This window comes from Pseudomonas chlororaphis subsp. aurantiaca (genome assembly GCF_013466605.1).
GTDB classification, from domain to species: Bacteria; Pseudomonadota; Gammaproteobacteria; order Pseudomonadales; family Pseudomonadaceae; genus Aquipseudomonas; species Aquipseudomonas chlororaphis_I.
On record NZ_CP059162.1, the window covers coordinates 5,932,721 to 5,946,066 of the forward strand.

At 62.5% G+C, this 13,346-nt stretch carries 11 protein-coding genes; all 11 read left to right on the forward strand.

What is annotated here, in order from left to right; translation table 11 throughout:
- Positions 1-12 precede the first annotated feature (12 nt).
- The 11 genes from H0I86_RS27110 to H0I86_RS27160 all read left to right on the forward strand — a co-directional run bounded on the left by H0I86_RS27110 (position 13) and on the right by H0I86_RS27160 (position 13,060).
- Positions 13-1,227: a glycosyltransferase family 4 protein gene (locus H0I86_RS27110; RefSeq protein WP_180922837.1), complete on the forward strand. Its 1,215-nt coding sequence runs from the start codon at positions 13-15 to the stop codon at positions 1,225-1,227.
- Entirely contained in the window at positions 1,218-2,321 is a 1,104-nt protein-coding gene (locus tag H0I86_RS27115; protein WP_180922838.1) for a glycosyltransferase family 4 protein, read from the forward strand. Before H0I86_RS27110 ends, H0I86_RS27115 begins: the two co-directional genes overlap by 10 nt.
- The gene (locus tag H0I86_RS27120) at positions 2,321-3,718 is read left to right on the forward strand and encodes an O-antigen ligase family protein (protein WP_180922839.1); all 1,398 of its coding nucleotides are present in this window, start codon (positions 2,321-2,323) and stop codon (positions 3,716-3,718) included. The genes H0I86_RS27115 and H0I86_RS27120 overlap by 1 nt, the downstream gene beginning before the upstream one ends.
- Positions 3,715-4,536 (forward strand): acyltransferase, encoded by an 822-nt coding sequence (locus H0I86_RS27125; RefSeq protein ID WP_180922840.1) that lies wholly within the window; start codon positions 3,715-3,717, stop codon positions 4,534-4,536. Before H0I86_RS27120 ends, H0I86_RS27125 begins: the two co-directional genes overlap by 4 nt.
- Entirely contained in the window at positions 4,536-5,942 is a 1,407-nt protein-coding gene (locus H0I86_RS27130) for a lipid II flippase MurJ (protein WP_180922841.1), read from the forward strand. Before H0I86_RS27125 ends, H0I86_RS27130 begins: the two co-directional genes overlap by 1 nt.
- 118 nt (positions 5,943-6,060) lie before the next feature.
- Positions 6,061-6,690 (forward strand): DUF1780 domain-containing protein, encoded by a 630-nt coding sequence (locus H0I86_RS27135; protein ID WP_007924708.1) that lies wholly within the window; start codon positions 6,061-6,063, stop codon positions 6,688-6,690.
- Between the two features lie 210 nt (positions 6,691-6,900).
- Complete coding sequence (locus tag H0I86_RS27140) at positions 6,901-7,074, forward strand: DUF3094 family protein (protein ID WP_180922842.1); 174 nt, start codon at positions 6,901-6,903, stop codon at positions 7,072-7,074.
- A gap of 60 nt (positions 7,075-7,134) precedes the next feature.
- Complete coding sequence (locus H0I86_RS27145) at positions 7,135-8,433, forward strand: NAD(P)/FAD-dependent oxidoreductase (RefSeq protein WP_009050927.1); 1,299 nt, start codon at positions 7,135-7,137, stop codon at positions 8,431-8,433.
- A 652-nt stretch (positions 8,434-9,085) separates the two neighbouring features.
- Positions 9,086-9,679: a fimbrial protein gene (locus H0I86_RS27150; protein ID WP_180922843.1), complete on the forward strand. Its 594-nt coding sequence runs from the start codon at positions 9,086-9,088 to the stop codon at positions 9,677-9,679.
- 50 nt (positions 9,680-9,729) lie between these two features.
- Positions 9,730-10,455, forward strand: a complete 726-nt coding sequence (locus tag H0I86_RS27155) for a fimbrial biogenesis chaperone (protein ID WP_180921859.1) — start codon at positions 9,730-9,732, stop codon at positions 10,453-10,455.
- Positions 10,456-10,567: 112 nt separating this feature from the next.
- Positions 10,568-13,060 carry a fimbria/pilus outer membrane usher protein gene (locus H0I86_RS27160; RefSeq protein WP_180922844.1) on the forward strand — a complete coding sequence of 831 codons (2,493 nt, stop codon included), beginning with the start codon at positions 10,568-10,570 and terminating at the stop codon, positions 13,058-13,060.
- Positions 13,061-13,346: the final 286 nt, after the last annotated feature.

Genomic DNA, 13,346 nt, shown 5'->3' on the forward strand with positions numbered 1-13,346 from the left:
GGAGTGCCGTACGTGAAGATTCTCTGGATTCTCCCCTACCTGCCCTGGCCCATGACCAGCGGAGGCAAGACTCGCCAGTTTCACTTGCTGCGGACCTTGAGCGAGCGGGGTCACCGCATCACCTTGCTGGTGCAGTCGAAGACCGAGGCCGATGCCGCCACCCGCGCCGCCCTCGAGCCCTGGCTGGAGCGCCTGATCGTGGAGCCCCGACGCCCACTGAAACACCCGGTCACGCTGCTGGCCGGGCTGTTCGCGCCCTGGCCGCTGCTGACCACGGTCAACGGCGTGTCGCGCCCGTTGCGCGAGCGCTTCGACAGCCTGCTGCAGGAGCCCTGGGATGTGATCCAGGTCGAACACAGCTACAGCCTGCAACCCTATCTGCAACCACTGCGGCGGGCCGGCCGGGACTTCGTGCTCACCGAGCACAACCTCGAGTCCAGCCTGGGCGGCGCGACCTATGACCGCTTCCCGGCCTGGGCCAGCCTCTTCGTGCGCTACGACCAATGGCGCTGCCGGCAGTGGGAACGCAAGGCGTTCGATTCGGCCCGTCAGGTGGTCGCGGTGACCGAAAGCGACGCCCAGTCCATGCGCCAGCTGACCCGTACCCCGGTCGAGGTGGTGGTCAACGGCGTCGACAGCCGCAGCTTTGCCGAGGTCTCGGCCGACCCGCAGAGCCAGCGGGTGCTGTTTGTCGGCAACTACGAATACGCGCCGAACCTGGACGCCGTGCAGTGGATGCTCGACGAGATCTTCCCGCGGGTCTGGAGCCACTGCCCCGAGGCGCACCTGGCGGTGGCCGGGTATGCCTTGCCTGCCAACTGGCCCGAACGCTGGACCGACAGCCGCATCGAGTGGGTCGGCTTCGTGCCGGACCTGCCTGATCTGCAACGACGTTGCGCGCTGTTCATCGCGCCGTTGCGCCAGGGCGGCGGCTCCAAGCTCAAGGTGCTCGAAGCCATGGCCGCCGGCCTGCCGCTGGTCAGCACCGCGCAAGGCGCCTCGGGTCTGGCCATCCGCCCCGAGGAACATTACCTGGCAGGCGACAATGCCCAGGCCCTGGCCGATGCCGTGATTCGCCTGTTGAGCGAGCCGACCCTGGCCGCCCAACTGGCCGGCGGCGCCCGCCTGTATGCCCGCCAGCATCACGACTGGGCCGTGGCCGGCGACGAGCTGGAACAGATCTACCGGACTCTGCCCTCCACACAGGAGCATCCCGCATGCGTGTAGCCCTCGATTATCGTCCGGCCACGGCCGCTCCCTCCTCCGGTATCGCCCGTCAGGTCAAGGCACTGGAACAGGCCTTGCGCGCCCGTGAAGACATCGAATTGCTGCTGGTGAGCGAAGCGCCACTGGAGCATGAGCAACGCCAGACCGCCTTCTGTCCGGCCTGGCCAAGCCCCCTCGATGGCGTGCAACGCCCCGGCGTGCGCCTGCGCTTCGAACGCAAATTCTTGCCGGCGACCATTCGCGAGCAGTCGGTCGACCTGTACATCGCCACCGCCAACATGGGCCTGCCCATCGGCCACAAGCCGGCGGGTACCCGTTATGTGCTGATCCTGCATGACCTGTTCCAGCTGACCCAGCGTAACTTCCACCGCTCGCCGATCAAGGCCATGGTCTATCGGCTGATCGATGCCGTATCGATCGCCTGGTCGATCTGGATCGCCGATGAAGTCTGGTGCCCTTCGCGGTTTTCCTGCAGCGAAGCGGCCCGGCTGTTTCCCTGGGCACGGCCGAAGTTCCGCGTGCTGAACAACCTGGTGCCGGAGTTCCAGGGCGTCGTCGGCCCGCTGCCGGCGGGCCTGCCCGAGCGTTACTGGCTGGCCGTCGGGACGCGGGAGCCGCGCAAGAACATGCCGTTCTTCATCGAGCAGTGGCAGCGCTGCCGCCAGGAAAACCCGCAAGTACCGGAGCTGGTCCTGGTCGGCCACGCCAGCGACCTGCCGGCGAACCTGAACCAGTTGCCCGGCCTGCATTGGGTCAGTGGTGTCAGCGACGAGCAGCTGCAGGCGCTGTACCAGCATGCCGACTGCCTGTGGCAACCCTCCTACGCCGAAGGCTTCGGCCTGCCGGTGGTCGAGGCGCTGTGGCAGGGTACGCCGGTCGCGGTGGCCAGGGGTTCGGCCCTCGACGAAGTCTCTCCGCCCAGCGCGCGACGCTTCAATGCCCGCGATCGCGCCAGCCTGCGCAACGCACTGATCGAACAGGCCCAGGACAGCAACAGACCGGATCCGGACACCCTGCGCGACTGGGCCCGGCAATTTGCCGAACCGACCTACCGCCAGCGCCTCGACACCTTGCTCACAGGGCTCTTTCACTGATGCTGCCAGGAAAATCCATTGGCCTGACCCTGGGGTTGATCTTCGGGATTCTGTTGTGGGCCCTGCCACCGGCAAAAGTCATCTTCGTGGTGATCGGCCTGGCCGTAGCCCTGACGCTGATCCGCAAGCCGCTGTGGGGCCTGCTGATCTTCGCCGTGCTGGCCACCTGCATTCCTTACACCACGCTGCAACTGGGGATTCGCACCACGGTCAGTGAAGCGGTGCTGGGCCTGACGTGGGTCGGACTGTTCTGGCAATCATTCATCGGCAAGACCCGCAACCTCATGCTCTGGCGCCCCACCGAACGGGCCATGGCCTGGCTGATGCTGTTCAGCGCCATTCCCTTTGTCTGGGGCATGCTGATCATTCATGCCGAGGGCAACGGCCCGGTGAATTGGGTGCGCTGGCTGATGAACCTGTCGCTGCTGTTCATGGTGCCGCTGCTGCTGCGTACCGATGCCGACCGCGACAAAGTGGTGATCGCCCTGCTGCTGGGCACTCTGCTGATGCTGCTGTTGTCGATCGGCATGTTCATCAAGTCGCGCAACGCGATGTCGATGATCCCGATCCTCACCGACCTCAAGTACGCCCACCCGGAAGCGGTGAAGGACATCTTCTCCGCCAACTACCAGCGCATGGCATCGCCCTGGGTTCACCCCAACCTCACGGGCGGCGTGCTGGTGCTGTTCATTCCCCTGGCGCTGCTCTATGGCTGGACCCGCACCGGCGCGCGCCGGGCCCTGGGGCTGGCGGTGGCGATCCTCGGTTGCGCCGGGCTGCTGCTGAGTATTTCCCGCGGGGCGATCCTGGCCCTGGCCCTGGTGCTGATCTGGCTGACCTACAAACGCGTGCCATACAGCGGCCGGATCATTGGCCTCGGGGCGGCTTTCGCGGTGGCCCTGGTGATGTTCTATCCGCCGCTGCAGGAACGCCTGATGACCATGTTCTCGGCGACCAACGCCAGTACCGAAGTGCGTTTCGATGAGTACGCGAAATTCCCCGAGGCGATGATGCGCTACCCGCTGGGCATCGGCTTCAAGGTCGATCCGCCGGTGCCGGGCACCGACCTGCCGGGCATCTCCAACCTGTGGCTGAACTTCATCTACAAGATCGGCATTCCGGGGATGCTGCTGTTCATCGCCGTCACCCTATTGTGGTGGCGCGAGGTGCGCCCGCTGGCGCCGATCCGTCAGGTGACCGCTGACAACGCGCTGTGGCTGGGCTGCATTTCCGGCCTGCTGGCAGCGTTGCTGACGGGTTTGTTCGACCACTACTTCAGCTTCACTTTCGTGCTGATCGGTCTGTTCTGGCTGTTGATGGGCATAAGCCTGCAACAGGTCCGGTTACGCCCGGCCATCACCCTCCCCCTCATCAACCCCAAGGATCGCCAAGCATGAAACACCGTATTTTCCATTCTGCGGATCTGCCGGAACGCCTGCCTGCCCTGGCCTCGGAGCTGGGCGTCAGCCACGATGAACTGCTCGAGGCCTACAGCTGGGGGCTGAACAACGACGTGCTGTTCGTCGAGGGCGACGGCGAGCAGGCGCGCTACAGTGTCTGCTCGGTGGACATCGAACAGATCATCGAACATCCCCTGACACGGCGCCTGTATGGTCGTTTGAAGCAGGACATCCCCACCACCCTGGTGCCGCGCTACGGCAAGAACCTGGCCACCCTCAAGGACCGCTGGTTGCGGGCCTGGGAACAGGCCTACAACATCCTGATCAACAAGATCCCCAGCCATCACGTGCGCATCGCCTGGCTGCGCCTGGGCGGCGCGAAAATCGGCAAGGGCTCGACCATCTGGCGCAACACCGAGGTGCTGGGTGTGGAAAACCTGGTGATCGGCGATGACAGCGTGATCGCCTGGCATTGTCAGGTCGACGCCCGGGCCGGGCTGATCATCGGCGATCATGTAACGATCGCCTCTCACGTGCTGATTCTCGCCGGCGGCCATGACCCGATGAGCCCCGAGTTCTGGTCGGTGTCCGCGCCCATCTATATCGATGACTACGCCTGGATCGCCACCCGGGCGCTGCTCGCCCATGGCTCGCATATCGGTCGCGGGGCGGTAGTGACCGCCAACACCCTCGTGTCCAAGGCTGTTCCCCCCTACAAGATCATCGGTGGCAGCGGTGCCAAACCCATGGGTGAGCGCCCTCACGACCTGAACTACAAGGTGGGTGGCAAAGGCCTGTTCACCCTGTTCTATTGATGCTCGGCAGCACCCTGCTACTGACCCTGGCGACCCTCGCCGGGCTGCTCGCCGGTTTTGCCCGCGAATGGCTGCTGGTGGCGGCCTGGGGCGCGGGCAGCCGCAGCGATGCGTTCCTGGTCGCAGTGTTCATTCCCGAAGCCCTGCGCATGACCCTGGCGGCCGGTATCCTGGCGGCCGCGGCCCTGCCGCTCTATCAGGAGCGCGACGCCCAGCGCCAGCACACCTGGCTGGCGGGCCTGAGTCCGCGCCTGCTGGGCCTGGGCCTGGGGCTGTATGCCCTGCTGGCCTTGAGCGCGCCACTGTGGATCCGCCTGATCGGTCCCGGGCTCGACAGCGCAGCCCAGGCCGAAGCCGCCGTCAACCTGCGCAGCCTGGCCGCCTGTATCCCCGGCCTGCTCCTGCATGCGCTGTTCAGCATTCCGCTGCATGCCCGGCAACGTTTTGTCCTGCCGGGGCTGGGTTCGCTGCTGTTCAACCTGCCACCGGTGCTTTATCTGTTTTTCTACGGCCAGGCGAGCCTGGGCTCCGGCCTTTCGCTGGCGTTTTTTCTCGGCAGCCTGCTGATGTGCCTGTCGCTGGTACCGGCGATCTGGCAAACCGGCTGGCGCCCCTGGCAGGTCCGCGGGGACGCCGGGGCCAGCCGGGAGTTGCTGGTCCGTCTCGGCCCGCTGCTGACCAGCAACCTGGCCAGCCAGGGCCTGGCGCTGGTGGAACGGGTGGTCGCCAGCTACCTGGGCGAAGGCGCGGTGACCTGGGTCAACCTGGCGCGCAAGCTGATCAACCTGCCGTTGATTGCCTTGATGAGCCTGAACCAGGTCCTGCTCGGCCTGATGAGCGGCAAGTCCGGCGATCAACGCCTGGGGCTGCTGCATCGCGGGCTGGACGCCGCGACCCTGCTGAGCCTGCCAGCAGCCCTCGGCCTGGTGGGCGCCAGCCCGGCGCTGATCCACTGGTTGCTGCCCGCCCAGAGCGCCGACGGGCCGCTGCCGGCGCTGCTGGGCTGGTTCGCCGTGTCCCTGGTGTTCGGCGCCTGGAACGCCATGCTCGCGCGCTACGCCTATGCCGCTGGCGATACCCGAACGCCGCTGTACTGCGAACTGCTCGGCAGCCTGCTCAACGCCTTGCTGCTGGCGGGCTTGCCGCTGATTGCGGGGCTGAATGCGATTCCCCTGGCCGCCCTCGGCGGCGTGATCCTGACCAACCTGTTGCTGATGCAGCGCCAACAATTGCTCAGCCTTATCAGCTGGCCGGTGCGCTGGGCCGTCAGCGCCGCTCTGCTGAGTGCCGCAGCGCTGCTGTTGCATCCGCTGCCGAATGCCTGGCTGCAACTGGGGCTCAGCACTGTGGCCGGGCTGCTCCTGCTGATCGCCCTGGGCCTCTGGCTGAAACCCTGGCGGGCGTGAACGAGCGGCAGAGGGTTGACCTGATGTCACACTTATCCGTTATAAGTGCAGTCAGCCCCCGCCGCCGACCCGGCAGAGTGTATTTCTTGGATCAGCGTTTGGACGCTAAGCTTGGACTATGGATGACTCAGATTACCTGCGCCTGCTCACCATTCAGGCCGAACAAGCCAACGCGTTCCTGTCCAATGCGCGCAAATGGGAGCGTGAGCGTTGGGTCTGCCAGCGCCTGCTGCAAGGCTTGAACATCCCCTACCGTGCCGACGAATTCACGCCCGCCGGGCAGGAGCCGCCGGACGTACTGTTTCGCGAAGCCTGTTTCGAGGTGTTCTTCGTGCTGGACGAAGGCCGCCGCCTCAACGACGAATGGCGCGACGAGTTGCAACGGCGCCGTAGCGCCTTTTCTCTCAGCCAACTGGTGCGGCGCGAGGCCAAGCCCAAGCGCATTCCGGCCAACGAACTGTTGCTCAGGCTGGCACCGACCCTGCGCAAGAAAGCCCACAACTACAAAGAACGCGGCATGGACCTGGGGGAACTGGACATCATCGCCTTCGCCAGCCTCAAGCGCGAAGTGCTCGACCTCAACAGCCATTTCCCGCCGCCGACCGAGTATCTGCGTCAGGGTTGGCGCTCGTTGTCGCTGGTCGGGCCGACCTTCGCCCGCGTGCTGTTCGCCCATCCCGATGCGCCGGACTTCCTGCGTGGCAACCTGGGGCGCAGCATCCTCTTCGACGTCGGGATCAGCCTGTAGGCCGCCTGGAGCGGAATTTCCCGGGCCTCTTCAGGCCATTCGTGGCATGGCGCAAACATCGCGTGAGTGTTACAAAGCGCAATCACTCGCGCGATGACAAGGCCCGCATCCGCGAGCAGCTATGCTCCGTTCCATGCCGCATAGCCCGACAAGATGGCACTGCGCTGTAACCTTCATACTTTTCGCAACGTCTAGCTGACGAGGCTTTTTATGACCAGCCGCCTGAACCCCGACGACCAACGCCATGTCGAAGAATACCTGCAACTGGCCCAGCACCGAGTCGAGCGCCGGCCCTTCCGGCCGTGGATGCTCCTCGTAATAGTCGTGGCCATCACCATTGGCCTGGGCCTGCTGAGCCGACTTATCAGTTACCTGACGCTATGAGCTGCATCGCGCTCGCTCGGGTAACCGTACCGATTTCTTTTAGCCTTGCGAGATATCCCCATGACTCATCGTATTGTCATCGTTGGCGGCGGCGCCGGCGGTCTGGAGTTGGCTACCCGTCTGGGTAAGACTCTGGGCAAGCGCGGCACCGCCAGTGTGATGCTGGTCGACGCGAACCTGACCCACATCTGGAAGCCCTTACTGCATGAAGTGGCCGCCGGCTCGCTGAACTCTTCCGAAGACGAACTCAACTATGTCGCCCAAGCCAAATGGAACCACTTCGAGTTCCAGCTGGGCCGCATGAGCGGGCTCGATCGTCAGCAGAAGAAAATCCAGCTGGCCGCCACCTACGACGAAAATGGCGTGGAGCTGCTGCCGGCCCGCGAGCTGGGGTACGACACCCTGGTGATCGCCGTGGGCAGCACCACCAACGACTTCGGCACCCAGGGCGCCGCCCAGCATTGCCTGTTCCTCGACACCCGCAAGCAGGCCGAACGCTTCCATCAGCAACTACTCAACCACTACCTGCGTGCCCACGCCGGGCAGACCGATGTGGTCGAGCAGATCAGCGTGGCTATCGTCGGAGCCGGCGCCACGGGCGTCGAACTGGCCGCCGAGCTGCACAATGCCGCTCACGAACTGGCGGCTTACGGCCTGGACCGGATCAAGCCGGAAAACATGCACATCACCCTGATCGAGGCCGGCCCACGGGTACTGCCGGCCCTGCCGGAGCGGATTGGCGGACCGGTACACAAGACCCTGGAAAAACTCGGGGTCAAGGTGATGACCAATGCCGCGGTCAGCGAAGTGACCGCCGACAGCCTGATCACCGCCGATGGCCAGGTGATTGCCGCCAGCCTGAAAGTCTGGGCCGCCGGGATTCGCGCACCGGGTTTCCTCAAGGACATCGACGGCCTGGAAACCAACCGCATCAACCAGCTGCAAGTCCTGCCGACCCTGCAGACCACTCGCGATGAAAATATCTTCGCCTTTGGCGACTGCGCCGCCTGCCCGCAACCGGGCACCGATCGCAACGTTCCACCGCGGGCCCAGGCGGCTCACCAGCAGGCATCGCTGCTGACCAAGTCGCTGAAACTGCGCATCGAAGGCAAGGCCCTGCCGGAGTACAAATACACCGACTACGGTTCGCTGATCTCGCTGTCGCGTTTTTCCGCCGTGGGCAACCTGATGGGCAACCTGACCGGCAGTGTGATGCTCGAAGGCTGGCTGGCGCGGATGTTCTATGTGTCGCTGTACCGCATGCACCAGATGGCGCTCTACGGCCCGTTCCGGACCGCCATGCTGATGCTCGGCAGCCGGATCGGCCGTGGTACCGAGCCACGACTCAAGCTGCACTGAGTCAGTCGTTCAAGACAGGAATGCCCCGAGCGATCGGGGCATTTTTTTGCATCCTGTGCAAGGTTGGTTCAGGCCTTTGCCCAACTCGGGACCCACAGGGGAATTGCTGGAGATCGAAGAAAAGAAACTTCCCTTAGTTGAGATCAGACTTTTCCGAGCAGTACACAGCCAGCCTCACAGCCAAACTAAAAGACCTGCCCTACTTCATCCTCAGCACTCAAAAGCCCCCCATCTAGTTCGAGCAATGCATATCCATGCTTCTAGTGGCGCCTTTTAAAGCAACATATAGAGAGTTGATCAAATAAGTATTCAAGGTAACAGTCGTGTTCCATCTATTTGTAGATGGCAGTTAGTTTAATCCTCCTCTAGACTCGCCCACCACCCAATGAACTGGCCTTCCTGGGTGCCTCCCCCAAAACGATCGAAGGCGATACAAATCGCTCCCCTGCTTACCAGGCCAGACGGACAATTCTCTTCAAGAAAACCCTAACAGGGCAACATTTTAAGAATCTTCCTATTGAAACCCCACCAACAAACAAAGTATTAGCAGCCATTCAAACCCATAGACTAATCAACAGTTTAAGAATGGTCTTATTGTAACGACCGGAGTGAAGACACAAGATTGCACCTCCCACTTTAGCAGGTACATGAAATGTCCAAACTTCTCAAAAGCATCGTCTCCATGGCCATCGCTGGCGCAGTCAGCACTTCCGCTGTCGCGGCAGACGGTACCATCAACTTCACCGGCGAAATCATCGCCGCATCCTGTGCCATCACCGGCGGTGCCGGCACCAGCGTTGGTGGCAACAAAGGCGGACAGACCATCGATATCGGCCTCGGCAAGGTCAGCAGCGACTCGCTCACCGGCACTGCCGCTGGTGGCATCGTCGGCGGTAAGAGCATCAACCTGAACCTGGATTGCGGCGGTACCGCGGCCGGCCTGAAGTCCGTCAAGCTGCAGTTCGACCCGAACAGTGGCTCCGGCGTCGACAGCAAGAACGTCTCGTTGCTGAAAGTCACCGGTGGTGCAGAAGGCGTGGGCATCGGTCTTTACAACAGCAGCAACAAGCTGGTGAACCTCGGTGCGAACGAAACCATCGATGGCGCGCTGGTATCAACCACCGAAGGTCAAAACACCACCTACACCGCCAATCTGAACCTGCGTGCAGGTTATGTGGCAAACGGCGCACCGATCAAAGCTGGTTCTGCGAACGGCACCCTGCCGTTTACCTTGACCTACGAGTAACCCGCGCCAAAGGGAGGGGCATGCGCCCTTCCCACCGACCTGGAGCCGCTATGAAAACCTCACTATTGACACGTCTTGCCCTCACCAGTGCCATGACGCTCTTTGCGTCGATGGCCAATGCCGGCATTACGCTGGATGGCACCCGCGTCGTCTTTGCCGCGCCAGCCAAGGAAACATCCGTCATCGTCAGGAACCAAGGCTCGGATGACATCATGGTCCAGTCCTGGGTCGAGCCAGATCGCAATGGCCCCTCTGCTGAAGTCCCATTTGTCGTTACTCCTCCTCTCGTTCGTCTTGGAGGCAACAAGCAGCAAACACTGCGCATCCTCTATCAAGGCCAAGGGCTGCCGACCGATAAGGAGTCCGTGCTCTGGCTCGCCGTGCAAGAGATTCCGCAAAAAGCCAAGGACCAGAACACCCTGCAGATCGCCATACGCCAACGCATAAAACTGTTCTACCGCCCGGCCAATCTGCCGGACACCTCGGCCAATGCAGCCAAGAACCTGCAATGGAAGCTGGTGGAACAAGGCGGTAAAACCGCGCTTTCAGTGACCAACCCTTCCGCGTACCACGTGTCCTTTTCCGGTAGCACCGTGAAGCTGCGCAACGGCGCGGACACGGGCAGCGCCACCGCGGAAATGCTGGCGCCAGGGGCGACTCGCGTCGTCGCGATCAAAGGCTCGGCTGGCGTGAGGTCCGGAGCTGCAACGGTGGAATTCGACAGCATCAACGATTACGGCGGGCTGGATCGAATCACCAGCAAACTTTCCAACTAACGAAAGCACAACCGTCATTCGCGCCGCTCGCCAGAGCGCAAAGCTTTACCTATCCGACTTTTTACTCAGGTCAGTGCCTCGGGCATCCGATGCATGATCGAAAGGATTTCGCATGCCCATTTTTCAGAGAGAGCTCAGTTTCAGGATCGCCCGACGGGCGTGCGCGACTTGCCTCATGGCAGTGGGACTGACCTCGAAGCTGTCCGCCGCAGAGGTCGAGTTCAGCGACTCCTTTTTGAAAATGGAGGGTGCTCCGGTGGACCTCAAGTATTTCGAGAAAGGCAGCGCCATTCCGCCAGGCACCTACAGCGTCGACCTCTACTTGAACAACGTGCTGATCAAGCGCCAGGAGATCACCTTCAGTGCCGACGCATCCGGGCAGGCCAAACCCGTCCTCTCGCTCGGGCTGTTCAAAGAGCTCGGGCTCAACGCGGGCAAAGCCCAGCAGGACGGGCTTATCGCCGCCGACGCCAAGGATGAGCTGCCGTTCGACGTCAGCGCCCAGATCGCTGGCGCCGCGGTGGACTTCGACATCACCAACCTGGCCTTGCAGGTCAGCATTCCGCAGGCCTACGTCCAGCGCTATTCCCGTGGTTACGTCGACCCGTCGGTTTGGGACGAAGGCATCACCGCCTTCTACAGCGACTACCAGGCCAACTTCAACCGCAACACCAACCAAGGAACGAAGAGCGACTACCACAACCTGAACCTGCGCAACGGTTTTAACATCGCCGGCTGGCGCTTTCGTAACGAATCCGCCCTGACCGGTGGCACCGGTACAAAAAGCGAGTTCAAGAGCAACCGCACCTATCTGGAACGCGATGTTCGGCGCCTGAAAGGCAAGTTTTCCCTGGGCGAGCTGTACACCCCCGGCGAGATCTTCGACAGCGTGCGTTTTCGCGGCGCCCAGATCGCTTCGGACCTCGGCATGCTGCCTGACAACGAGGTCGGCTACGCACCTGTGATCCGCGGTATCGCTGAAACCAACGCCACCGTCGAAGTACGGCAAAACGGCTACGTGATCTATTCCGCGTCGGTGCCGCCTGGCGCCTTCGAGTTCACTGACATCTATCCCAGCGGCTCCAACGGCGACTTGCAGATCAAGATCATCGAAGCGGACGGTCGTGTGCGCGAATACCAGCAGTCCTATGCCTACCAGCCGGTCATGACCCGCCGCGGCAACCTTCGCTACAGCGTCACTGCCGGTGAATATCGTTCCGCCGACCAGCCATCGCCATCATTCACCCAGGGCACCGCAGTCTACGGTGTGACCGACAACCTGACCGGCTACGGTGGTGCGCTGCTCGCCCAGGACTATCGCGCCGTCAACCTTGGCGCGGGCGTGAACTCCAGCATCGGCGGCATTTCCTTCGACGTCACCAGCAGTGAATCGAAAACCCCGAACGGCAGGAGCAACAAGGGGCACAGTGCACGCTTCCTGTACTCCAAGACGCTGAACGCCACCGATACCACCTTCACCATGGCCGGCTACCGCTACTCCACCGAAGGCTATCGCAGCTTCAGCCAGCATGTGGACGACCTCATGTATCAGGAGCGTGCCGGCTTCAGTGCACAAAAGAGCCGGATCAACCTCCGGGTGAACCAGAACCTGTCGCAACGAGGGTCGCTGTATCTGAGCATGGATGAAACCAGCTACTGGAAACAGCAGGGCCGCACGCGCAACTGGCAATTGGGTTATGGCAGCAGCATCGCCGATGTCAGCTACAGCCTGGCGGTGTCACGCACCCAGAGCGATCCCATGAACGGTGGTTCGGATACACAACTCACCGCCAGCGTCAGCCTACCGCTGGGTGGGAGAGGCAGTTCTCATCGCCTCTCCAGCAACGCCATCAGCTCGAGCAAGGGCGACTCCTCGCTGCAGTCGAACGTATCCGGCTACCTGGACGACCAGGCCACCCTCAGCTACTCGGCACAGGCCGGCCATAGCAAAACAAACGGCAGCACAGCCGGCGCCGGCCTGGACTGGGACACCCCCGTCGCCAAGCTGCGTGGTGGCTATAGCCAGGGGCGCGATGACAAGCATATCGACCTGGGTGCTTCTGGCTCCCTGCTGGTACACAGCGGCGGCATCACCCTTGGCCAGCCGCTTGGCGAGACCTTTGGCTTGCTGGAAGTTCCGGATGTCGATGGCGTCGGGGTATCCGGCTGGAACGGCGTGCGCACCAATGGCAAGGGTTACGCGGTGGTGCCCTATATGCAGCCTTATCGTTACAACTGGCTGAACCTGGACACCCAGACCCTGGGGACCGATACCGAGATCAACGAAACCTCCAAGGTGCTGGTGCCGACCCGTGGCGCCATCGTCAAGACCACCTACGCCGCACAGACCGGTCGCCGCCTGCAGTTCGTCCTGCGTGCGGAGAAAGGCGGCACCATCCCCTTCGGCGCCCAAGGCTACGACGAGCAAGACAAGCCCCTGGGTATGGTCGACAACCTGTCGCGCCTGCTGGTCTTCGGCGTTGCCGACAAGGGCCGACTGGAGATTCGCTGGGCCGAAGGCAGCTGTTTCGTGGATTACACGCTACCGGCAGCCAACAAGGAATTGGCATATGAACGTGTGGATGGCCTTTGCCGGGCCTTGTGAGCACCGTAAACGCCCCTCGCAACGAGGGGCTGGTCACACAGAAACATAAGCCAATCACTCCCACATTGCGTTTATCGGCATGAGCCTGGTCAACCCAGCGGCCAGTACATCCCCCCTACTCACCTCATCTATATCGAATATGCCCGCTAGACAGTGAATGGCAGCGAAACGGGGGCCGGAAAAGGGATATGCACAGAACGACAATGGACAACCCAAATCCCCCCAAAAAAAGCCCCGAATTATCGGGGCTTTTTTTGCTTCACGCCAAAGGAATGAAACTATCTTC